The organism is Pseudomonas sp. PSPC2-3 (assembly GCF_049898265.1).
Classification (GTDB): domain Bacteria; phylum Pseudomonadota; class Gammaproteobacteria; order Pseudomonadales; family Pseudomonadaceae; genus Aquipseudomonas; species Aquipseudomonas veronii.
In genome coordinates this window covers 265,091-287,747 of record NZ_JAFCXJ010000008.1, presented here as the reverse complement: position 1 = coordinate 287,747, position 22,657 = coordinate 265,091, and the positions used below count along the sequence as shown (strand labels likewise).

Here is a 22,657-nt window from a genome sequence, read left to right as displayed (position 1 = left end):
ATCCAGCCCGTTAAAAATCGTAGCGCAAGCCCAGGTTAACTCCATACGGCTGCTTGATGTTCTTGCCCGTGCTGTGTTCCAGATCCGCATGCAACTTCAGGTTCTGCGATACCGACATCGCCACACCCGCACCCAGCTTCAGGCGCGAACCCGACAAGTCGTTGTTGAACGAGTTGTCGTTGACGAACACTTTATTGCTCTGATCGAACTCGTGGGCCACCGCCGCCTTCAAGTACGGCTGCAAGACGCCGCCGCTTTCCAGCTGGATATTGCGCCCCACGGTAGTACCGAGTTCACCGATCACCGTACTGGAGCGGTCACCCTTGGCGTCCAGGCCATTGTCCAGCGTGTAGCTCTGGCCCTGGGTAATCACCGCAGACAACTGGCCATATGGTTCAACGAAGAAACCGTCGTCCAGCGTGATGTGGCGACCGACTTCCGCCGACGCGCCCATTGCGTTTTGCGCATAGTTGCCCTTGCCTTTCTTGCCGTCGCTCATGGCCACATTGGACTCGTTGTGCATGCGGTTGAACTTGAGCACACCGTCAAAGTAGAACCCGCTCTCGACATCCAGCCAGGTGGCGTAACCGCCGACATAGTAGCTGTCGATAGTTGCACTGCTGCCACGGTTCAGGTCCAGGTCCGAGGTGCTGTGACCGACCATTGCACCGATCAGCCACTGGCCGTCACCACCCGATACCGGCGCGTCGGCACCGAGCGCGAAGCCGCGTTGCGACTGGCTGTAACCCAAGCCGGTCTTGTCGTTGGACACCTCATACTTGTTGCCATAGGCGCGGGTCCACAGCCCAGCCGACTGACCTTCGCTGAAGCGCAGTTCACCCATGCGGGTGCGCAGGGTGGTCATTTCGCCCAGCAATACAGTGGGGGCTGCGTTGAACAATGCCAACACCGAGTTGGTGCTCGGGCTGATCACCTTGCTGCCTGGGTCGAGCAGCCAGTCCTTGCCGTCGTTGTCATTGATCAGGCTGTAGGAATAGGTCCCGACATCCACGCGATCGCCGATCAGGCTGAACTGGGCGCCACCGTCGGCGGTGTGTACGACATGCAGGCGGTCATCGCTCAACGGGTCAGCACCGCTGCTGGCGATCAGCAGTTTGTGGTCGCCCGACGACGTGCCGGTCACATTAAGGAAATCGCTGCTCAGGGTGGCGAAATCCGCGCTCATGATGAAGGTGCCGTTGCCCGACAGGTTGGCCACGTCCAGCTGGTAGAACGTACCGGTCTCGCCGAACTTGACGTTGCCGCCGCTCAGGGACAAGTCACCCACCTGCTGATGGTCGACCATCACCCAGGTGGCGTCGCTGTTGATCGCCAGTTTATCGACGTGCTCCAGGCGCCCGGTGAGGACCGAGCCGTTGTTCAGACCGACACTGGCGCTACCGCCATTGTTGATCACATCGCCCTTCATGATGGCGCCATCAAGGCTCAGGTCGAGGGCGCTGTCGGTGCCTACCTGGATGTTGCCGGCCAGGGCGCTGTTGTTGACACGCATGTTGGCATTGCCGCCGCCGGTCAGCTCCAGCATGTTGCCGTTGCCGCCGATCAGCGTGGAGCCGTTGTTTACATCGATCTCGGCGGTAATGGTCTGATTCACCAGAATGGCCGGGCCGCTCACGCCTTCGACACGCGAACCTTCCAGCACCAACACGGGAGATTCGTTTACCGTGCGATGCTCGCGGGTCATCGTGACGCCATTAGTCGCCCCGGTAATGGTACTGCCCACCACGGTGGCCTTGCCGCCCATCAACTTCAGGCCTTCCTGGCTGCCGCCGGTCAGCGTGGAGCCGTCGAGCAACTGCAGATGGCTGAACGCCGTGACCGTAGCGCCGTAGGTGGCACCCGTGATCTGGCTGTTGCTCACTACGGCTTCGGAGCCGATATCCTCCGACAGGCTGCGGGACATATCCAGGCCACCCTTGGAGTAGCTGGTAATCTGTGAGTTGGCAATGGTGGCGTTGCTTCGATTCAGAAGTATGGCTGCATCGAGAGTGGAGTAGCCGTCAACGCGGCCTCCATCCATGTTGAGGGTCGAGGCGCCGGTCACGAGAATCTCACGCGTGACACCACCTGGCTTCACATTCAAGACGCCTTCGCGTTGCACAATATAATTGTCGGTGTGCGAGCCAGGGACGACGTCGAAATAAGCCGGGCCAGTTTGCCCATCAATGACTTTTACGGCAAAGGCTTGCTCGCCCAACAGGCACAGAGGGGCGGCTGCAATGAGCTTGATCGCGGTGGACAAACGCGTACAACGAAAACGTGGGTGAGTAGAGGTATGGATCATGTTTTGCGACTCTCAGAAAAAAGTTCCAGTTCGAAACCGGAGCCGTATCGAGCAGGTTCCGTTTTCAAGAGCCGCAGAGACTAAAGATCCAAAAAGAAAGGATATGTAGGATATTCCTTATCTAATACCTACAAAAATCCCCTCAACGAGAGGGGACTTTTGATTACCTGGAGGCCCGAATAGGTGCGTATGAAGGCCTAGGCCAACGAGCCGTTTCTTAGGGTGATGGGGGCACAAGTCCCTGTTGAAGCGCTGCTGCGGATATCCCACTTCACCGCAACAGGGTCCGACGTTCCACTCTCTGGCGGCGGCCCCGAGCGGATGATGCTCCAACTGACTTCCAGCCAACCGCGCCGCCTTGCCGTATCGCCGTCGAAGTAAGAATTCAAGGCAAAATTATAGGTGAAACCGTTGATCCTTTCAGACGGCCCAATCCCTATAGGAGGACTGTTTATCTCACTGCCCGCCACCGGCGTTGGAGGCTTTGTCACACCTGAATAGAGATACCGCACAGCGTGAATAACGACGGTGTCACCATCCTGGAGCGTCACCGGATCAAAAATCCTGATGGGCACGCCGACCCAAGGTATTTGCTCACAGGAAATGAAGGGCGCGTCGGTGGAAGGCGGTGGCGGCGTGAACAGGTTGGTAAAGACAGGGTCCGCCAACCCGTCAAGCGAAAAGACGTTAACATTCACGTTCTGCTTATGGGACTCTTTGTAATTGTTAGCATTGCGTACCCGATACCAACAAGGAACTTCACCGTTCCCGTAGCTTTCAATGATATCCGACGCGATAGTTATCGATATCATGGTCCCTTCAGGTTCCGTACCCGTGACTCCATACGTACCGACAGCCGTCCCGTCCATGAACCCGTAATAGAGATCGATGAACTCAGTGCCCGGAGTCGTTGTACGCCCCGCATAGATGGGAAAGGTCGCACGAATCGTACCGTCCAGGTCGGACGCAATCAACGAGTTATCAACCGCCGAATCGCCTCTCACCACAGGCAATGCCAGTGCTGTATCCACCGGCCCCTCCCCGGGGATCGGCGTGCCGGGCTCCACAAAGTCGACGGGGACGTCGGTCTCCGGAGAGGGGTATGTATCCAGACCACGACGAACTTCATATTTGAAACTGGCGGTATACAGCACGCCACCTGCGCGCAGGGTGGAGTAACCAACGACAAACGGCAACGCAAATACTGGCGTGACGCCAAGGCGCTGACTACCAAACTCAATGCCGTTCATAAAGATATGTACCCAGTCGTTGGGGTGGAAGTTGTCGATGGTGGGCACAGTCACCAGCACCCCATCACGCGCCTCTTCCTTGTCGATCAGAGCGCCTGCATTGGGAACCAGCGGGGCCAGCAGCACAGGTGGATTGCTCGTTCTAACCGAGAGCGTGCGGGGTATCGACACTTGTGTGGCATTTCCTGCCCTGTCGGAGATCTGATAGCTGATTAAAAAATCGCCCTCTCCGAAGCCCTGAATTTCAAGCGTGTTATACGTGAGGGTAATCGGCCCTGTGGGCGGAACGTTAATCGTCTTGCCCGTATCGTCCGTCTCGCCAAAAAACGCCACAAGAGTATCCCCAGGTCTTGAATCCACTGGCCGGGGGAAGGTCAGCGTGACGCCACCATGTGCCGCCAAATACGCAGGTGTCACCCCTTCCGATGGCAAATCAACCGGCAGCGTGAGGGCACCCGGCCGGTTATTGCCATTGGGGTCGATCGCATCGACAAAGACGGTCTGCGGCAAGGAAAACTCGCCAGCGGGTAAGCCGCTTAGCGTAACGGAGTAGGTAATATCTTTCGGTCCATGGGTTCTAAGACGGCTCGACTTGATCACAATATCCACGTCAGCCGTGACAGGACCTTCGATCTCTTGAAGTTGAACTGCCTGTCCTTCAAGCGAAACCGTCAAGATATCGAACTCTCCCGGAAACTCGGCAGCATTCGGCCAGAGCCGTATCGTCGCGGGCAGCCCGTCCCTCTGTTGCTCGGCGCTGACTACAGCGAGTTGGTCATCCCCTACTACATCCGGCAGCGTATGAATATCAGCCGGCGCTGGCGGGGTCAGGATGGTGGGCCATGTGTTGGGTTTATTCGAAGACGCTTTAGACGCCTTTACATCTTTGAAACGTGCTGGGTTTGCCATTTTTACAAACTCCTGGGTAGACGGAGCCGAGGGCCCACCGCGAATGGACCTTCAGGAACTTCCGACAAATGTGTACTGCTGTTGATCAGTGCCACTCACAACGACTCAACGAACTCACACTGACAAGCGCAGTAAACTCTTTTCGAAAAGCCTTCGTAACTGTCAAACTTGACAGGTTGATATATGTAAAAATTGAGCGAAAGGCCGCCACTGGCCCCTTCGACGACAACCGTCCAAGCGGCTTTTTTTATTGCGAAATAGCGCAAAAAGGCAGGAATCCAACGTCTGAAAATGAAACCGGGAAGGCTTCATGCCCTCCCGATTGCACGTACAACATGCCAGGTTCAATCACTGATGCAGGGCGGCAGGGTGCCGAGGCGAGTCAGAGAAATGAACACCAGTTCCCGACGGGAATCCCCTATCCCCCCTCCGCCGCTTTTGATCAGCCGATACTGTATGACCGCCGAGCCATAGCGCGGATTGGTTTGCCCCTCAGGCGGCTTTACAAGTCCCGGCAGCAGGATATAGGGGTCAAACGGCACCCAAAAGTCATAGCCCTGCTCCGCCTCTTGTTGCGTCAGCGTATGGGAGAACGTATCGATCGTTTCTGGAATGACGCCATCTGAATTGCCGTTGGTATTGGCGTAGCTCGCCCAAGACAAGACAACCGTGTCCTGCTCCGACAACCGGCTGCTGTCGCCGGGAATTCTCACTCGGACGCCTCTGTCCCAAGGCCGCATGTCGCAGTTGATAAAGCCTGCATCAGGCGCAGGCCCATAGTTGACATCGGGAAATTCAGGGTCGCGCAACCCATCGATCGGTACAATATTGACCATCACATCCGTATGGGGCGAACGCTGTCTGTTGATTCCGTTAAACGTCCAATAGAACGTGGGGACAATGCCGCCCGGTGTTTGCTCGATCAGATCCCATGGGACGAAGAACGCAATCTCGTCCCCCGCCCTGTCTTCAGGCCGCACGGTATAGGTATCGGCAAGCACGGGAGGGTTGCCCCACATCAATTCCAACGACTGGTTCGCAACAGGGCCGACATAGAGTCGCACAATAACCCGCGCCGGCTGGCCCCGGTCGCTGATCGTCAACAGGTTGTCGCCGTCTCGGCCTTTGACAGTGACCCGTTCCAGCAACGGGTTCACCGGGTCAGGGTTGTTCGGGCTTACCGGCCCTGCGACGGTCAGATTGACCGGCGCAAACCTGGGAAGTGAACGTCTCGGCGTTCCGGTCCCGCGCTGCCAGGTGTAATCCGTCCTGATCGTACCGCCGATAAACTCGAAGCCGCCACTGGCCAGGGTTCCATAGTCGATCTGCACCACGATCGGCCAGACCTGGCCTACGCCGACGGTAATCGGGGGCAGAGCAATGAAGTCCCAAAATGGCTGCAGAACATCGCCGGGCGCGGCCCCGACCACTTCCAGGATGTGTATATACACACCGCCTGGAAACCCCGGGTCCCGAGCATCCTCCAGATCGATCCGCCCGTCGATCGCCAATTGGGGAACGTCGACAGCCCTGAGGGTGCCCGGCGTGGGTGTCAGGTCTATCAGCAGGACTGAAGTGCGTGAAGGCGGGCCTTCGTTGCCGCCCCTGTCGCTCAAAAAATAACGGGCATTGTATTCAGCGTTGACATGACTGCGCAGCACGTCACCGGTAAAGATCAGCTCAATGGGAGCGCCATCCAAGTGGGCCTGAGTGATCGTGGTACGGGCGATCCCGTCCGCAAGCACCCGACGCTTGCCTTTGGCCTTGCTCAGGGGCAAACGCACCAGGTCGGCCGTCACTTCATCCTCAAGCCGAATGTCCGGCCAGCGCGGAACCCGTGCCACGACGCGATCACCGTTAGACACCAGGTACGCATCCGTCACTCCGCCGCTTTCTATCTCTGATGGAAAAATCAACGGTGCCCCCCGGTTATTCTGATTAGGCGCCTCCTTGTCGATATTAATGAGAATCGGACTGGACGGGCCGGCCGTATCGCCCGGCACCAACGTCACGGTGTAGCGCAGCAAATGCAGGCCGGGTGAGTTCAGTTTTATCTGCGGCACAAGCCCGACCACCGGCAGGTCGCTCTCATCATAAAATGCGGTACGGGACGCGGTAGCGAACGGCGTCGATTCATCATCCCAATAAAATCTGATGACGGTCACCTCGCCAGGATCCAGCCCATCCCCACCGGCCCATAACGTCTGGACTTCTACCGGCAAGTCCGCCGCCTGCGCCGAACGTGGAATGGTGTACGCCGTTTCATCACTCAATAAAGGCAACGCGAAAGGTGGCGGTACCACGGGTTCAGCCGCCATTTTCGGAGTTGGAAGGCCGCTTTTGGATAAGCGCTTGTCCGATGGTGTGTTATTAGGCATTTCCACTCTCCTCAACACTGGGTTCAGTGACTGGCCGCTGGCTGCGTGCTGCTGAACAGCAGAGCGATAAGGCCGGGAGAACAGTTAATTAGGAAACGCGGTGGTTGGATACTGTCAAAAGTAACAGGTAGGGCGGACACAAGACCGTTGCCCCCCACAGACGGTGTGCTCCCGCTAACCCGGGAACACAACGCGCCGGCCCCTCAGACGGGTGGCAACACCCAATCAATCGGCGTCTCGCCATTCTGCTCAAGAAACTTGTTGGTGCGGCTGAAATGCCCGCAGCCCAGAAAGCCGCGATATGCCGACAACGGCGACGGGTGGACCGACGTCAGCACCAGATGCTTGGTCGCATCGATCAGCTTCTGCTTGCTCTGTGCATGCGCGCCCCACAGCAGGAACACCAGGTGCGGCTGGTGCTCGCTGACGACTTCGATGATCCGATCGGTAAAAAACTGCCAGCCCTTGCCCGCATGGGCGTTGGCGTTGGCGCGTTCCACGGTCATGGTGGTGTTGAGCAGCAATACGCCCTGGTCGGCCCAGCTTTGCAGGCAACCGTGGTTGGGGATGTCGATATTCAGGTCGCGCTTGAGCTCTTTATAGATATTGACCAGCGACGGCGGCGCCGGCACGCCCGGTTGCACCGAGAAACACAGACCGTGGGCCTGGCCGGGGCCGTGGTAGGGGTCCTGGCCGAGGATCACCACCTTGACCTTGTCCAGCGGCGTGGAGTTGAGCGCGTTGAAGATCAGCGGGCCAGGCGGGTAGATCTCCTTGCCGGCCGCGTGTTCCTGGCGCAGGAACTCACGCAACTGGGCCATGTAGGGCTGCTCGAACTCATCGCGCAGGGCGTGTTTCCAGCTGGGTTCGAGTTTGATACGGTCGCCTTCGCTCATGATTGACTGGTCTTGTAAAAAAGAATGAGGCGAACCCTAGGAAAGCCGACCCCGCTTGTCAATTGATCTGACACACAACCGGCACTTTCCCATGAAGGGATCATACTCAACCTTCACCTTCCCGATTGAGGTCACGATGAACCTGCACTTCGAAGAGCTGACCGGCAGCGGCGGCGCGCGCATCGGCATCGCCAGCCTGGACGCCGAAAAGGCCCTCAACGCCCTCTCCCTGCCGATGATCCTGGCCCTGGGCGATCGCCTGGACGCCTGGGCCAAAGACCCGAACATCGTCTGCGTGCTGTTGCGCGGCAAGGGCCCCAAGGCATTTTGCGCCGGCGGCGAAGTGCGCAGCCTGGCCATGGCCTGCCGTGAACAACCCGGCGTCGTGCCGGAGCTGGCCGCGCAGTTTTTTGCCGCGGAATATCGCCTCGACTATCGCCTGCACACCTACCCCAAACCGTTGATCTGCTGGGGTCACGGCTATGTGCTGGGCGGCGGCATGGGCCTGCTGCAAAGCGCCTCGGTGCGTATCGTCACCCCCAGCAGCCGCTTGGCCATGCCCGAGATCAGCATCGGCCTGTACCCGGATGTGGGCGCCAGTTGGTTCCTGTCACGCATGCCGGGCAAACTGGGGTTGTTCCTTGGCCTGACCGGCGCGCACATCAACGGCCGCGACGCACTCGATTTGGGCCTGGCCGACCGCTTCATGCGCGACGACCAGCAAGACGAACTGCTCGAAGGCCTGTTGCAACTGAACTGGCAGGAACAGACCGCGATGCAGCTCAACAGCCTGCTCAAGGCCTTGGCCCAGGAAGCCATCGACCAGCAACCCGAAGCGCAATGGCTGCCACGCCGGGCGCAGATCGATGAGTGGCTGGATGTCAGTGACGTGCGCAGTGCCTGGCGGGCCTTGAGCCCGTTGCGCGAGCACGCCGACCCGTTGCTCAGCCGCGCCGGCAAGACCCTCAGCGAAGGCTGCCCGCTGACCGCGCACCTGGTGTGGGAACAGCTCCAGCGCGCCCGCCACCTGTCGCTGGCCGAGGTGTTCCAGATGGAATACACCCTGAGCCTCAATTGCTGCCGCCACCCGGAATTCAGCGAAGGGGTCCGCGCGCGGTTGATCGACAAAGACCAGCAGCCTCATTGGCATTGGCCGGATATCAATGCCATTCCGCAGGCCGTGGTGCAGGCGCATTTCAACAAAGCCTGGGAAGGCCGCCATCCGCTCGCGGATTTTTCCTACTTTTGACAGTCAGTTTTTTGGCTTTTTAACCGTGAATGCGCAATTGTCCGGCTGACTGTCCTGGCAGATATACACCGGCAGGCCGAAGGGGTCGCTGGCAAGGTGCCAATGCAAAGTACCGGTCAGCGACATCGTCTCCACCTCTGCCGATTTGCCGTACCGCAAGTCCACTCTCTGACCGTCACCGGTCAGGTAGCTGCACTTGTCTACATAGCCGTTTTCCCGATCCTGTGCCTTGCCCGGGGTAAAAATGGCGCCAATGAATTGGTCGACAAACTCCCGATAGCCGATCTTCGGGCTTTGCCAGACGAGTGTTCCTACCGTCGCCTGGAAGTAGCCATCAACGTACTTGATTGCCGAGGGATAAGGGCAGCCTTGGTTCGCTTGCACGTGTGCAACGCCGCCGACCATGAGGAGTAAAACGCACATCAATTGTCTGATCATCGGGGGTTCCTTCGCTCACTGGGCGGTCGAAGAGACACAACGGCCGCTCCCAGTTGAATACACTAGAAACCCAAACGATAGCTGTTAAATCTGACAGTACTGCTAAATGCTACGAAAAAGCGGCGCTGCCTGCGCCGCTTGCCTTCAAGAGCGGTCAACGATGACCGCCGCGACCAGCGCCACGATCGCCACCGCGACCGTGCCCGCCATTGCCCCAGCGATCCCCCCAACCCTGGTTTGGATAAGGCCGGTAACCCATGCGAGGCGCCGGCTGGTAATAACGCGGCGCCGGCGCGTAGTAACGCGGCGCCGGGTAATAGTCACGCCGATATTGATACGCCGGGCCGCCGCCGTAGTAATACACCGGCGCGGGCGCGGTATAGACCTCGGAACGGTAATAACCTGGGCCTCCATCGTAATAGGGCACGCACGCAGAAAGGGACAGACCGAGCACAGCGATAAGAAGCAGTCGTCGATACATGGCGGCCTCCTGGACCGCGAAAGAGCACCGCCAGCGACGCTGGCGGGCGGCATTCAACTTTTGCTGAATGACGAAATATCTGACATCAAAAAGCGAAACTGGTGCGATTTCGACACAGACTGAAACATCTGTTTCAGACGAACCGAATGCCTCATTGCAGTGCGACGGCGCACCAGTGCAACGCAGCCGCACGCACTCGAGCGTCGGGCGTTGCGCGCAAACCCGCGACCTACACGCCCGCGCCCTACTTGGCATGACTCTCGCTTAGCCTCTTGCGTGCAGGATTCATCACAGGTTCGCGGCACCACAATTTGCAATGGCTGACTAGGGTTCCGGCTCGCGAAACGCGAGTGGCTGGTCCGAGAGTCGGCGACCTCCAGTTGAGGTTACACGGCGGGATAAAAGCCCGGGAGACAAGCCACCGTTCACGGTGCCGCGTTGCTCCTGCTCGCCCTCGATCAACTGGAGAAGCCCCATGCCCTCAATCCGTTTACCCGCCCTGCTCGCCGCCGCCTTTGCTGCTGTGCTGAGCGTCCAGACCCAGGCCGCCGTCAAAGACCACTTCAGCGTGTGCTGGACGATCTATGCCGGCTGGATGCCGTGGGAGTATGCCGGCAGCCAAGGCATCCTCGACAAGTGGGCCAAGAAGTACGGCATCACCATCGACGTGGTGCAACTCAATGACTACGTCGAGTCCATCAACCAGTACACCGCCGGCCAGTTCGACGGCTGCACCATGACCAACATGGACGCCCTGACCATCCCCGCCGCCGGTGGCGTCGACAGCACCGCGCTGGTGGTCAGCGACTTCTCCAACGGCAACGATGGCGTGGTGATCAAAGGCAGCGGCAAGACCGTCGCCGACCTCAAGGGCATGAACGTCAACCTGGTGGAACTGTCGGTGTCGCACTACCTGCTGGCCCGCGCGCTGGAGTCGGCCGACCTCACCGAAAAAGACCTGAAAGTGGTCAACACCTCCGACGCCGACATCGCCGCCGCCTTCAACACCGACCAGGTACAAGCGGTGACGACCTGGAACCCGATGCTCTCTGCGATCAACGCCAAACCCGGCGTCACCCAGGTGTTCGACTCCAGCAAAGTGCCCGGCGAAATCATGGACATGATGGTGGTCAACACCCAGACCCTCAAAGACAACCCGGCCCTGGGCAAAGCCCTCACCGGCGCCTGGTTCGAAGTGGTCGCCCTGATGAACGCCAAAGGCGCCGCCAGCAGCGAAGCCCTGGAACACATGGCCAAGGCCTCGGGCACCGACCTCAAGGGGTTTCAGTCGCAACTGGACACCACCAAGTTGTTCGCCACGCCCAAGGAAGCCCTGGCCTTCGCCACCAGCGCGCAGTTGCCAGCGACCATGCGCAAGGTCGCCGAGTTCTCGTTTGAACACGGCCTGTTGGGTGAAGGGGCCAAGGACACCAGCGCCGTGGGCATGAGCTTCGCCAATGGCGTGACCAGCGGCGACAAGGCCAACCTCAAGCTGCAGTTCGACCCCCGCTACGTGCAGATGGCCGCCGACGGCACGTTGTAAGAGGACCCGGCCATGCGCCTGATCAACCGTCACCCGGACCGCTCCAGCCGCCTGTTGTTGGTGCTGCTGCCGTTCGCCCTGCTGCTGTTCGCCTACTTCGTGGGCTCGGCCGAGCGCCTGGCGGATAACCCCAACGACAAACTGCTGCCCAGCGCCGGGCAAATGCTCGAGGCGGTCAAGCGCCTGGCGTTGAGCGCCGACAGCCGCACCGGCGAATACGTGCTGTGGCAGGACAGCGCGTCGAGCCTGCGCCGCCTCGCGCTCGGCCTGGGCATCAGTGCCCTCGCCGGCCTGTGCCTGGGCATCGCCGCCGGGACGTTGCCATTGTTCGGCGCGCCGTTGTCGCCGTTGCTGACGGTACTGTCGATGGTGCCGCCGCTGGCGATCCTGCCGATCCTGTTCATCGTGTTCGGCCTGGGGGAATTGTCCAAGGTGATGCTCATCGTCATCGGCGTCACCCCGTGCCTGGCCCGCGACCTGGAACAGCGCGCACGCGAAATTCCTGTGGAACTGCTGGTGAAGGCACAGACCCTCGGCGCGTCGACCTGGACCCTGATGCTGCGCGTGGTGTTGCCACAACTGTTGCCGCGCCTGCTGATCTCGCTGCGGCTGATGCTGGGCTCGGCGTGGTTGTTCCTGATCGCCGCCGAAGCCATCGCCTCCACCGACGGCCTGGGCTACCGGATCTTCCTGGTGCGCCGCTACCTGGCGATGGACGTGATCCTGCCCTACGTGGTGTGGATCACCCTGCTCGCCTGGCTGATGGACTGGGGCCTCAAGGCCCTGACCCGGCGCGCGTTCCCCTGGTATGAAGGAGCGCGGGCATGAGCTTTATCAGCGTCAACAATGTGTGGCAGCGCTACGGCGATCAGGTGGTGCTGGAGGGTTTGAATCTGCAGGTCGCCGAGGGCGAATTCTGCACCCTGGTCGGCACCTCCGGCTGCGGCAAATCGACGTTTCTGCGCCTGCTGCTGGGCCAGGAAACCGCGAGCAAGGGCCACATCCTGCTCGACGGCCAACCGCTGGCCGGCGAACCGGATGCCAGCCGTGGCGTGGTGTTCCAGCGCTACTCGGTGTTCCCGCACCTGAGCGTGCTCGACAACGTCGCCCTCGGCCTCGAACTGCCGCGCGCGCCGTTGCTCGGACGGCTGTTCGGCAAAGCCAAAAAAGCCGCGCGCGAACAGGCCGCCGCGCTGTTGCACAAAGTCGGCCTCGGCCACGCGTTGGACAAGTACCCGGCGCAACTCTCCGGCGGCATGCAACAACGCCTGGCCATCGCCCAGGCCCTGATCATGAAACCGCGCGTCTTGCTGCTGGACGAACCCTTCGGCGCCCTCGACCCCGGCATCCGCAAAGACATGCACCAGTTGCTGCTGGAGCTGTGGCGCGAAACCCGGCTGACGGTGTTCATGGTCACCCACGACCTCAGCGAAGGCTTCAGCCTCGGCACGCGCCTGCTGGTGTTCGACAAGGTCCGCGTCGACCCCCACGCCCCCGGCGCCTATGGCGCCCGTATCACCTACGACATCCCTTTGAACGGCGAGCGGCGCAAGGCGCTCGCCGCCGAACTTGGAGCGACTTCCAAATGACCGATTCGACTCAACTGTTCCCGCCGTTCGCCGAAGAAATACTGCCCGGCGGCGGCCACCGCTCCTTCGTGCTCAAGCGCGGTCAACTGCTGCGCCTCACCGACCTGCGCGGTGGCGCCAACGTCAGCCTGACCCTGCTCAACGCGAACGAAAAAACCGAACGCCTGAACCTGCCCGACAGCCTCAAATGCCAACACACCGCCAAGCTCACCCGCGGCCATTGCCTGTACTCGGACATGGGCCGCGTGCTGGCCGCCATCACCGCCGACACCTGCGGCTGGAGTGACAGCATCGGCGGCGTGCTGTGCGCGGCCGAGGTGGCCGAGAAGTACGGCCAGGGGCGCTATCAGGAACTGCGCAACGGTTTCTATCGCAACGGCACCGACAACCTGCTGGTGGAATTGGGCAAGTGGGGCCTGGGGCTGTCCGACCTGCTGATGACCCTCAACCTGTTCAGCAAAGTCAGCGTGGACGACAACGGTGGCCTGCATTTCGTGCCGGGCAATTCCAAGGCGGGCGACTACATCGAACTCTACGCACCGATGGACACCCTGGTGGTGCTCACCGCGCTGCAGCATCCGATGGACCCCAACCCCGACTACGCCCCGCAACCGCTGAAACTGAGCTGGATGAACGCCGACCCAAGCGTCGCCGAACACTGCCGCACCTCGCGCCCGGAAAACGCGCGCGGCTTTATCAACACCGACCGTCTGTTCGCCTGAGGAGCTGCCATGTCTATCGCACTGAAACAACCCGACACGGCGGTGTACCGCGCCACCATTCCCGCCGGCGAGCCGTGGCTGATGGAGGTCAAGGCCGGGCAGACCCTGCGCATCCTTGACCTGGAGGGCAACCAGGCGGTCGACACGCTGTTCTACAGCGTGAAAAACCCGCGCGAGCGCTACGACGTGCAACGCACCTTGCGCCGCCAGAACAGCGTGTACCTGGGCGCCGGCAGCGTGCTCTATTCCAACCTCGGCCAACCGATGCTGACCCTCGTCGCAGACACCTGCGGGCGCCACGACACCCTCGGCGGCGCCTGCGCCCAAGAGAGCAACACCGTGCGCTACGCCCTGGAAAAACGCTACATGCACAGCTGCCGCGACAACTACCTGCGGGCCTGCGCCCATGACGGTCGCCTGGGCAAACGCGACATTGGCCCGAACATCAATTTCTTCATGAATGTGCCGGTCACGGCCGACGGCGGGTTGACCTTCGAAGACGGCATTTCCGCCCCCGGCAAATACGTCGACCTGCGCGCCGAGATGGACGTGATCGTGCTGATCTCCAACTGCCCGCAATTGAACAACCCGTGCAACGCCTACAACCCGACGCCTGCGGAGTTACTTGTATGGAACTGACACTCAAGCGCTTGCGCAGTTGGTTATTTGCACTCTGCCAGGCCCGAGCCGGGCAGTGTCTTCAAAACCGCTGAACCCTGTGGGAGGGGGCTTGCCCCCGATGGCGGCAAGTCAGCCAAACACGCACCCACTGGCTCACCACCATCGGGAGCCCCCCCCCCTCCCACACTCACGACATGCACTGCGGACGACCGTAGTGCTCCTTCACTTTGCGGGACGGCCCGCAGGGTTTTGCCATGTTCGAAAAACTCTTGATCGCCAACCGTGGCGCCATCGCCTGCCGCATCCTGCGCACCTTGCGCGAGCTGCATGTAAAGGGCGTCGCCGTGTACGCCGAAGCCGATGCGGCCAGCCTGCACATCCAACACGCCGACGAAGCCTACAGCCTCGGTGAAGGCGCCGCGGCCGGCACCTACCTGGCGGTGGACAAAATCCTCGCCATCGCCAAGGCCAGCGGCGCCACGGCGATTCATCCCGGCTACGGCTTTCTCTCGGAAAACGCCGCTTTCGCGCAAGCCTGCGAAAACGCCGGCATCGCCTTTATCGGGCCGACCCCGCAACAGCTGCGCGTATTCGGCCTCAAGCACACCGCACGGGCGCTGGCCAAGCAACACCACCTCCCCTTGCTCGAAGGCAGCGAACTGCTCGACAACCTCGACGCCGCCATGCTCGCCGCCGACCGCGTGGGCTACCCGGTCATGCTCAAGAGCACCGCCGGCGGCGGCGGCATCGGCATGCGCGTATGCCGCCACGCCGCGGAGTTGAATGAGTGCTTCGACGCCGTCAAGCGCCTGGGCCAGAACAACTTCAGCGATGCCGGCGTGTTTATCGAGAAGTACATCGAGCACGCTCGCCACCTGGAGGTGCAGGTGTTCGGCGACGGCGCGGGCGAGGTGATCGCCCTTGGCGTGCGCGATTGTTCGGTGCAGCGGCGCAACCAGAAAGTCCTCGAAGAAACCCCGGCGCCGAACCTGCCCGAAGGCATGGCCGAGGCCCTGTGCTCGGCCGCCATCACCCTGGCCAAGGCGGTCAACTACCGCAGCGCCGGCACCGTGGAATTCATCTTCGATAGCGCAGACAGTCGCTTCTACTTCCTGGAAGTGAACACGCGGTTGCAGGTGGAACACGGCGTCACCGAACAAGTGTGGGGCGTGGACCTGGTGCGCTGGATGGTGCAACTGGCGGCGGGAGACATGCGGCCATTGAGTGAGTTGGCGTTGAAGCCCCAGGGCCACGCGATCCAGGCACGCTTGTATGCGGAAGATCCAGGCCGCGATTTCCAGCCGAGCCCGGGGCTGTTGACCTGCGTGGATTTTCCGCAGGCCGAAGGCTTGCGCATCGACACTTGGGTCGAGGCCGGTTGTGAGATCCCGCCGTACTTCGACCCGATGATCGCCAAGCTCATCACCTGGGCGCCCACCCGCGAACAGGCGCGCCTGGATTTGCATCGCGCCTTGAGCGACAGCCAGCTCTACGGCGTGGAAACCAACCGCGATTACCTGCGCCAGATCCTGCTAGCCGCGCCCTTTGCCGGTGGCCATCCGTGGACGCGCTGCCTGGAAGATCTGGTCTACGTTGCCCACACGTTCGAAGTGCTCAGCGCGGGCACGCAAACCAGCGTGCAGGACTATCCCGGACGCCTCGGTTATTGGGCCGTGGGCGTACCGCCGTCGGGGCCGATGGACAGCCGCGCGCTGCGCCTGGGCAATCGTCTGCTGGGCAATCGCGAAGGCGCGGCAGCCTTGGAGATCACCATGAGCGGGCCGCTGTTGCGCTTCAACTGCACCGCCGTGGTGGCGGTGACCGGGGCGGATATTCCGCTGCTGCTGGACGATCACCCCGTGCCGATGAACACCACGCTGCGGATCGAAGCCGGATCGCTGTTGAGCCTCGGCACCCTCGCCGGGGCCGGCGCGCGCAGTTACCTGTGCCTGCGCGGCGGGCTGCAAGTGCCGGACTACCTGGGCAGCCAAAGCACCTTCACCCTGGGCCAGTTCGGCGGGCATGGCGGGCGGGCGTTGCGCGCGGGCGACGTGCTGCATCTGTTGCCGCTGGTCGACGTCACCGCAGGCCGGCAACTGGTCGCGCAACCGCTGGCGCAGGTCCGCACGCTACGGGTGATTTATGGCCCCCACGGCGCGCCGGAATACTTCCGGCCCGAGTACATCGACACCTTCTTCGCCACACAGTGGGAAGTGCATTTCAACTCCAGCCGCACCGGCGTGCGGTTGATCGGCCCCAAGCCGTTGTGGGCGCGTACCGATGGCGGCGAGGCCGGGCTGCATCCGTCGAATATCCACGACAACCCTTATGCGATCGGCGCGGTGGATTTCACCGGGGACATGCCGGTGATCCTCGGCCCGGACGGGCCGAGCCTGGGTGGGTTCGTGTGCCCGGTGACGGTGATCGAAGCCGACCTGTGGCAACTCGGGCAACTCAAGGCCGGCGACAAACTGCGCTTCGAACCGGTGAACCTCGAGACCGCCCGCGATCTCGCGCTGAAATGGGATCAAATGCCGGAGCCAGGCTTGCCCGCGATGCAGGCGACGCGCGCTCACAGCAACACCGAGGCGATGCCATCGCGAGCAAGCCCGCGCCCACATTGGCCCGCGTCGCCTGTGGTGTTGGATATCGGCCAGGAAGATACGCGTCTGGTTGCCCGATTGGCCGGCGACACCCACCTGCTGCTGGAAATCGGCGCGCCCGAGCTCGACCTGGTGCTGCGCTTTCGCGCCCACGCGCTGATGCAGGCCCTCGAAACCCACGCACGGCACGGCGTGATCGACCTGACGCCGGGCATCCGCTCGCTGCAGGTCCACTACCAGCCGGAACAATTGCCCCTGGCCGACCTGCTGGCGCTGATCAGCGGCGAATGGACGGCCGTGTGCGCCACGCCCAACCTGCAAGTGCCTTCGCGCATCGTCCACCTGCCGCTGTCCTGGGATGACCCGGCGTGCCAGTTGGCCATCGACAAATACATGACCACCGTGCGCAAGGACGCGCCGTGGTGCCCGAGCAACCTGGAGTTCATCCGCCGCATCAACGCCCTCGCCGACCTCGACGCGGTGCGCCACACCGTGTTCGAAGCGAGCTATCTGGTGATGGGCCTGGGCGATGTCTACCTCGGCGCCCCGGTGGCCACGCCGCTGGACCCGCGTCATCGCCTGGTGACCACCAAATACAACCCGGCCCGCACCTGGACCGCCGAGAACTCGGTGGGCATCGGCGGCGCGTATTTGTGCGTGTACGGCATGGAAGGCCCCGGCGGCTATCAGTTCGTCGGGCGCACGTTGCAGATGTGGAACCGCTATCGCGAAGTCGCGGCCTTCGACGGCAAGCCGTGGCTGCTGCGGTTTTTCGACCAGATCCGCTTCTACCCGGTGAGTGCCGAAGAACTGGTAAAGATTCGTCGGGACTTTCCGCTGGGGCGCTTTGCGTTGCACATCGAGGACAGCGTGTTGAACCTGGCGGACTACCAGGATTTTCTGGCGCGTGAAGCCACCGGTATCGATGCGTTTCGTGAGCACCAGCAACAGGCGTTCAATGCCGAGCGCGAACGCTGGATCGCCAGCGGCCAGGCGCACTTCGACAGCGAGGAAGCGCCAGCGCCGCTCGCGCAGGACACGCCGCTGAAGGCCAATGAGCACAGCATCGACAGCCATATCGCGGGCAATCTGTGGCAGGTCCGGGTGGCGGTGGGCGAACGCGTTGCCGCCGGCGATGTGCTGGTGGTGCTGGAGTCGATGAAAATGGAGATCGCGCTGCCGGCGCCGTTCGCCGCAGTGGTGCGGGAAATCACCGTGCAGCCCGGCAGCGCGATTGGCGCCGGCCAGCGGGTCGTGGTGCTGGAACGGGACTGAGCGGCGCTGTATCGTGCAGGGACCTTCGGCGCCCTGCCCGATCCAGCCTGAACCGAACGATGACCACAGCCACCCTCTGCCCCGCCTGCGGCGCCCGCAACGACTGCACCCTGGCCGACCCGCGCACCGCCGACCAGGCCTGCTGGTGCTACAGCGTCACCATCGACCCGGCGGTGCTCGAAGCCCTGCCCGATGCATTACGCAACCAGGCCTGCCTGTGCCCGCGCTGTGCCCAGGTCGATGCACAGTTGCGCGGGGCTGAGCCGTTGTAATGCGGGTTGATCGATTCCTCAGCAACCTGCCGCGTTTCAATCGCCAGCAAGTGCGCCTGCTGTTGGTGGAACGGCGGGTGAGCGTCGATGGCGTGCCCGTCAGCGATCCTCACCACGAGGTGCGCGAATTCAGCCGGGTGTGCGTGGACGATGAGGTGCTGCAGGCGGGTAAACCGGCGCGCTATTTCATGCTGCACAAACCCCAGGGCTGCGTCAGCGCCACCTGCGATCCCCAGCACCCGACCGTGCTGGATTGGCTGGACGAACCGGACAAGGACGAGCTGCACATCGCCGGCCGCCTGGACTTCAACACCACCGGGCTGATGCTGATCACCAACGACGGCCAGTGGTCGCGGCGCCTGACGCAACCGACGACCAAACTGCCCAAGGTCTACCTGGTGGAGACCGAACAACCGATCGGCGCGGAATACGCCGCCACCTTCGCGGCGGGCGTGTATTTCGCGTTTGAAGACCTGACGACTCAACCGGCCCAGCTGGAGCTGTTGGCGCCTCGCCTGGCACGCTTGAGCATCATCGAAGGTCGCTATCACCAGGTGAAACGCATGTTCGGGCACTTCGACAACAAGGTGCTGCGCTTGCATCGGGAACGCATGGGGCCGCTGGCGTTGGATGACGCGCTGGCGCCCGGTGAGTATCGAGCGTTGAGCGCCGATGAAATCCGCCAGGTCTGACGACCGTTCGGCCGGTGATGGCTAAAACCCATCCCTGCGACTTGCGACATCCCGAACCGACTGCTTGAATCAAAACGTCAGCCAAAAGATGACTGGCGAGTCGCCTATAACCTCCAAGAAACACCTTGCCGCGCCCGCGCTTGATCCACGGGCCTTCCCGGCAAACAACCCGCCCTGGTAACACCCGTCGGCCAGCCGTCATCGGCGCGACATGGGCGCTCATCTTCAAGGCGTATGCCTACCTGTCACAAAGCTCGTGCAGAGTGATCTGCGCGCCCTACCCGCTTGCCAGGAGTCTTACGACATGAGGCCAGAAATCGCTGTGTTGGATATACAGGGTCAGTATCGGGTTTACACGGAGTTCTATCGCGCGGACGCGGCTGAAAAGACCATCATCCTGGTCAACGGCTCCATGGCCACCACGGCCTCCTTCGCCCAAACCGTGAAAAGCCTGTACCCGCAGTTCAATGTGGTTTTGTACGACCAGCCCTACGCCGGTCGCTCCAAAATCCATAACCGCCACGAGCAGATGCTGACGAAGGAAGTCGAAGGCCAGATCCTCCTGGAACTCATCGACCACTTCGCCGCCGAACACGTGTTGTCCTTCTCCTGGGGCGGCGCCGCCACCCTCGTCGCCCTCGCCCAGCGCCCGCGCCGCGTGGAAAAGGCGGTGATCAGCTCGTTCTCGCCGGTGATCAACGCGCCCATGCGCGATTATCTCGAACGCGGCGTCGACTACCTCGGCAAGCTCGACCGCGACCGCGTCGGCCACCTGGTCAACAGCACCATCGGCAAACACCTGCCGTCGCTGTTCAAGCGCTTCAACTACCGCCACGTCAGCAGCCTGGCCGAGCATGAATACGGGCAGATGCACTTCCACATCAGCCACGTACTCAACAGCGACCGGCTGTGCTACCTCAAGGCCGCGCGCCAGATCACCGTGCCGGTGCTGTTCATGAACGGTGAATGGGACGAATACACCAGCGCCGAGGATGCCCAGCAGTTCGGGCAATACGTGCCAAACAGCAGCTTCAGCACGATCCAGGCGACCGGGCATTTTCTGGACATGGAGCACAAAGCGGCCTGCCGCGACAGCCGCGACGCCGTGGTCGGCTTTCTGAAGCCCGCGCGGCAGACCAGCCGATTGCGCTATCACCAGGGCCAGGCGCAGCATGCCTTTGCGCTCTGAAACACAGCCGACTGTAGGAGCGAGCATGCCCGCTCCTACAGTCGGTCGGCTCGTTGCCTACGCAAACACGCGCAACCTGCACATTTCTCAAAGAAAAACTTCAAATCGCGGCGCACATCTGGTACAAAGTCAGCCGCTCTGAGCGGGTGTCGTATAATGGCATTACTCCAGCTTCCCAAGCTGATAACGAGGGTTCGATTCCCTTCACCCGCTCCACTCAGATATTGATCTCGCGTCAGGATGGTTTTGACGGGGGATGTAAAAACCGGTCCTTGGTGGCCGGTTTTTTTATGGGTGGAATATAGAGTCGGGCGCTTCAAAGCCTCGGAAGCCTTCAAAATAAACACCGCGAAACATGTACAAAACAATATTTTTGTACAACTATCAATCCTTGAACCTCAGTACCCCGCCCCACACGATCAAGGAGCCGGTCCATGGCACGCCTACTGGTTTCACTGCTTCTGGTATTGAGCCTGTGCAGCTGCGGCAACGTAGAGGTCGACCACTACGCCGACCAGCAACCGCAGTTGGACCTGGAGCGTTTCTTCAGCAAACCCGTCAAGGCCTGGGGCATATTCCAGAAGCGTTCGGGGGAAGTGGCCAAGCGCTTTGAGGTAGATATCGCCAGCCGACGCGAGGGCGATGCGTTGATTCTCGACGAGCGTTTTCTCTACAGCGATGGCACGCGCCAGCAGCGGGTGTGGACGTTGACACCGGATGGCCCTGGGCGCTGGCGCGGGCGCGCGGGGGATGTGGTTGGCGAGGCGATTGGCGAGGTGGCCGGCAACGCATTGCGTTGGCGCTACCGCCTCAACCTGGCGGTGGATGGCTCGGTCTACGAAGTCAGTTTTGACGACTGGATGTACTTGATGGACGAAGACACGTTGATCAACCGTTCGAGCATGTCCAAGTTTGGCGTCGAATGGGGCCAGGTCACGCTGTTCTTTCGTCGCCAATGAACGACCCACTGCGAGGCTGAATCATGAATATGCAAATGCTGACCGAACTGGCCGTGAAGGGTGAGATACGCGAGCTGGAGCTGCTGTCGCTGGAGGGCGGTTTTTACATCGCGCGCGTCAGGCTCGAGCATACGGCGATGACGCTGCTGGACGAGGATGCGAAACCGATGCGTATCGGCTCGACCACGCATTTGCGCGACCTGTTGCAACGGGTTCCGGCGTTTCCTTGTGTGCTGGTACAGCACTGCGTCCACGATGAAATGTGCGGTACACGTGAAGGCCCCATCGGTGCGTTGCGTATTCCGTTTACGTTGGCCCAGTCCTTCTAGGGTGCATTTCATTCTTTGGCTGGCCTTCCCCTTGGTATGGGTGGGCTGGAAAGGGAAACCTACCGCACGCGATCCTGTGCCGCTTCTGTCAGTAACACCTCCTACACGCTAATTCTCTGCTCCCCACACTCCAAGTCAACGTCGATGGACAGATTCAAACGCCCATAGATCTGAAGGTCAGCGGTCCCGACAACCGCTTTTATATACATATAAAATATGCATAATTAAAACCTTCAGAATTCAATATGACGCCGCGAAAAACACGCTCAATAAAAGCAAGCACAACGGCTTGAGCCGGGCGGATACGGAACCGGTGTTTTATGACGAATCAGCACTGGTATGGCAAACCCATGACCATGACGAGTATCGCTGGTGCATCATCGGGAAGGACGCGAAAGGAAGAACATTGGTGCTCGCCTATACCTATCGGGACCCGAATTTTGTGAGACCTATCAGCGCAAGACTCGCATCCAGAAATGAACGACCGGAAGTATCTGGAGGCTTGAATCATGAAAGACGAATACGACCTCAGCACCACTAAACGCGGCGCTGTCGCCAGCAGTAAAGGCAAAACCCGGATCACCATCATGCTCGACGACTCGGTGATCGAGGCGGCTCGCGAAAGGGCTGAAAATGCCGGTACGGGTTACCAGACCGTCATCAACAACATTCTTCGGCAAGCGCTGATTTCTCAGGATGTTCATGATCTGGCACCCACGCCTAAAAAACCGCTGAAGACACTTCAGGTCATCAACAGCGGAATCAGTCAATCCGAAGTGGAGGCGCTGGAACAGCAATTGATCGCCGTTGCAGGAGAGCTGAATCGCGTGTTGGGTACGCCTAAGCTCGGCAAACAGAAAAACAAACCCTCGCTGTGATAGATAAAGCCCTACGCCCTTCCAAATAAAGACAGCGAGGGGCAAGGCGAACAAGCACCGACTGCCGTAAGCCAAACCC

General features: G+C 61.1%; 19 protein-coding genes, 1 tRNA gene, 1 pseudogene and 1 riboswitch. Of the genes and pseudogenes, 15 read left to right on the top strand and 6 right to left on the bottom strand.

Going from position 1 to position 22,657, the window contains the following annotated elements; translation table 11 throughout:
* Positions 1 to 10: 10 nt before the first annotated feature.
* The 4 genes from ACP7E3_RS19955 to ung all read right to left on the bottom strand — a co-directional run bounded on the left by ACP7E3_RS19955 (position 11) and on the right by ung (position 7,738).
* The gene (locus ACP7E3_RS19955; protein WP_057004965.1) at positions 11 to 2,305 is read right to left on the bottom strand and encodes an autotransporter outer membrane beta-barrel domain-containing protein; all 2,295 of its coding nucleotides are present in this window, start codon (positions 2,303 to 2,305) and stop codon (positions 11 to 13) included.
* A gap of 197 nt (positions 2,306 to 2,502) precedes the next feature.
* The gene (locus ACP7E3_RS19950; RefSeq protein ID WP_426124145.1) at positions 2,503 to 4,464 is read right to left on the bottom strand and encodes a hypothetical protein; all 1,962 of its coding nucleotides are present in this window, start codon (positions 4,462 to 4,464) and stop codon (positions 2,503 to 2,505) included.
* 344 nt (positions 4,465 to 4,808) lie between these two features.
* A complete protein-coding gene (locus tag ACP7E3_RS19945) occupies positions 4,809 to 6,842 on the bottom strand; it encodes a hypothetical protein (RefSeq protein WP_057004963.1) in 2,034 nt (677 codons plus the stop codon).
* Positions 6,843 to 7,045: 203 nt separating this feature from the next.
* Positions 7,046 to 7,738 carry a uracil-DNA glycosylase gene (ung, locus tag ACP7E3_RS19940; protein ID WP_017844892.1) on the bottom strand — a complete coding sequence of 231 codons (693 nt, stop codon included), beginning with the start codon at positions 7,736 to 7,738 and terminating at the stop codon, positions 7,046 to 7,048.
* Between the two features lie 136 nt (positions 7,739 to 7,874).
* On the opposite strand from ung, the gene ACP7E3_RS19935 reads away from it, so the two are divergent.
* Entirely contained in the window at positions 7,875 to 8,987 is a 1,113-nt protein-coding gene (locus ACP7E3_RS19935) for an enoyl-CoA hydratase/isomerase family protein (protein WP_017844891.1), read from the top strand.
* Between the two features lie 3 nt (positions 8,988 to 8,990).
* On the opposite strand, the gene ACP7E3_RS19930 is transcribed toward ACP7E3_RS19935, so the two are convergent.
* Positions 8,991 to 9,425: a DUF3757 domain-containing protein gene (locus ACP7E3_RS19930; RefSeq protein WP_046384380.1), complete on the bottom strand. Its 435-nt coding sequence runs from the start codon at positions 9,423 to 9,425 to the stop codon at positions 8,991 to 8,993.
* A 154-nt stretch (positions 9,426 to 9,579) separates the two neighbouring features.
* Positions 9,580 to 9,906, bottom strand: a complete 327-nt coding sequence (locus tag ACP7E3_RS19925; RefSeq protein WP_082643854.1) for a hypothetical protein — start codon at positions 9,904 to 9,906, stop codon at positions 9,580 to 9,582.
* 313 nt (positions 9,907 to 10,219) lie between these two features.
* A riboswitch (guanidine-I (ykkC/yxkD leader) is annotated at positions 10,220 to 10,321 on the top strand.
* Between the two features lie 60 nt (positions 10,322 to 10,381).
* Between ACP7E3_RS19925 and ACP7E3_RS19920 the strand changes: the two genes are divergently transcribed.
* The 14 genes and pseudogenes from ACP7E3_RS19920 to ACP7E3_RS19855 all read left to right on the top strand — a co-directional run bounded on the left by ACP7E3_RS19920 (position 10,382) and on the right by ACP7E3_RS19855 (position 22,578).
* On the top strand, positions 10,382 to 11,449 hold the full coding sequence (locus ACP7E3_RS19920) for a putative urea ABC transporter substrate-binding protein (RefSeq protein WP_046384382.1): 1,068 nt from the start codon (positions 10,382 to 10,384) through the stop codon (positions 11,447 to 11,449).
* A gap of 12 nt (positions 11,450 to 11,461) precedes the next feature.
* Positions 11,462 to 12,277: an ABC transporter permease gene (locus ACP7E3_RS19915; protein ID WP_046384383.1), complete on the top strand. Its 816-nt coding sequence runs from the start codon at positions 11,462 to 11,464 to the stop codon at positions 12,275 to 12,277.
* Positions 12,274 to 13,038, top strand: coding sequence for an ABC transporter ATP-binding protein (locus tag ACP7E3_RS19910; protein WP_017844886.1), 765 nt, complete (start codon positions 12,274 to 12,276; stop codon positions 13,036 to 13,038). The genes ACP7E3_RS19915 and ACP7E3_RS19910 overlap by 4 nt, the downstream gene beginning before the upstream one ends.
* On the top strand, positions 13,035 to 13,760 hold the full coding sequence (locus ACP7E3_RS19905; protein ID WP_017844885.1) for an urea amidolyase associated protein UAAP1: 726 nt from the start codon (positions 13,035 to 13,037) through the stop codon (positions 13,758 to 13,760). Before ACP7E3_RS19910 ends, ACP7E3_RS19905 begins: the two co-directional genes overlap by 4 nt.
* A gap of 9 nt (positions 13,761 to 13,769) precedes the next feature.
* Entirely contained in the window at positions 13,770 to 14,399 is a 630-nt protein-coding gene (locus ACP7E3_RS19900; RefSeq protein ID WP_046384385.1) for an urea amidolyase associated protein UAAP2, read from the top strand.
* A 236-nt stretch (positions 14,400 to 14,635) separates the two neighbouring features.
* A complete protein-coding gene (gene uca, locus ACP7E3_RS19895; RefSeq protein ID WP_426124140.1) occupies positions 14,636 to 18,259 on the top strand; it encodes an urea carboxylase in 3,624 nt (1,207 codons plus the stop codon).
* A 59-nt stretch (positions 18,260 to 18,318) separates the two neighbouring features.
* Positions 18,319 to 18,531, top strand: coding sequence for a cysteine-rich CWC family protein (locus tag ACP7E3_RS19890; RefSeq protein ID WP_017844882.1), 213 nt, complete (start codon positions 18,319 to 18,321; stop codon positions 18,529 to 18,531).
* Positions 18,531 to 19,223 carry a pseudouridine synthase gene (locus ACP7E3_RS19885; protein ID WP_017844881.1) on the top strand — a complete coding sequence of 231 codons (693 nt, stop codon included), beginning with the start codon at positions 18,531 to 18,533 and terminating at the stop codon, positions 19,221 to 19,223. Before ACP7E3_RS19890 ends, ACP7E3_RS19885 begins: the two co-directional genes overlap by 1 nt.
* A gap of 304 nt (positions 19,224 to 19,527) precedes the next feature.
* Entirely contained in the window at positions 19,528 to 20,412 is an 885-nt protein-coding gene (locus tag ACP7E3_RS19880) for an alpha/beta fold hydrolase (protein ID WP_057004957.1), read from the top strand.
* A gap of 142 nt (positions 20,413 to 20,554) precedes the next feature.
* Positions 20,555 to 20,628: transfer RNA gene (locus tag ACP7E3_RS19875), tRNA-Gly, on the top strand.
* A gap of 218 nt (positions 20,629 to 20,846) precedes the next feature.
* Positions 20,847 to 21,371: a DUF3833 domain-containing protein gene (locus tag ACP7E3_RS19870; RefSeq protein ID WP_017844870.1), complete on the top strand. Its 525-nt coding sequence runs from the start codon at positions 20,847 to 20,849 to the stop codon at positions 21,369 to 21,371.
* 23 nt (positions 21,372 to 21,394) lie between these two features.
* Entirely contained in the window at positions 21,395 to 21,700 is a 306-nt protein-coding gene (locus ACP7E3_RS19865; protein WP_017844869.1) for a DUF6482 family protein, read from the top strand.
* 223 nt (positions 21,701 to 21,923) lie between these two features.
* Positions 21,924 to 22,206, top strand: a pseudogene (locus ACP7E3_RS19860) (BrnT family toxin).
* Between the two features lie 3 nt (positions 22,207 to 22,209).
* Entirely contained in the window at positions 22,210 to 22,578 is a 369-nt protein-coding gene (locus tag ACP7E3_RS19855; RefSeq protein WP_057004765.1) for a BrnA antitoxin family protein, read from the top strand.
* Positions 22,579 to 22,657 lie beyond the last annotated feature (79 nt).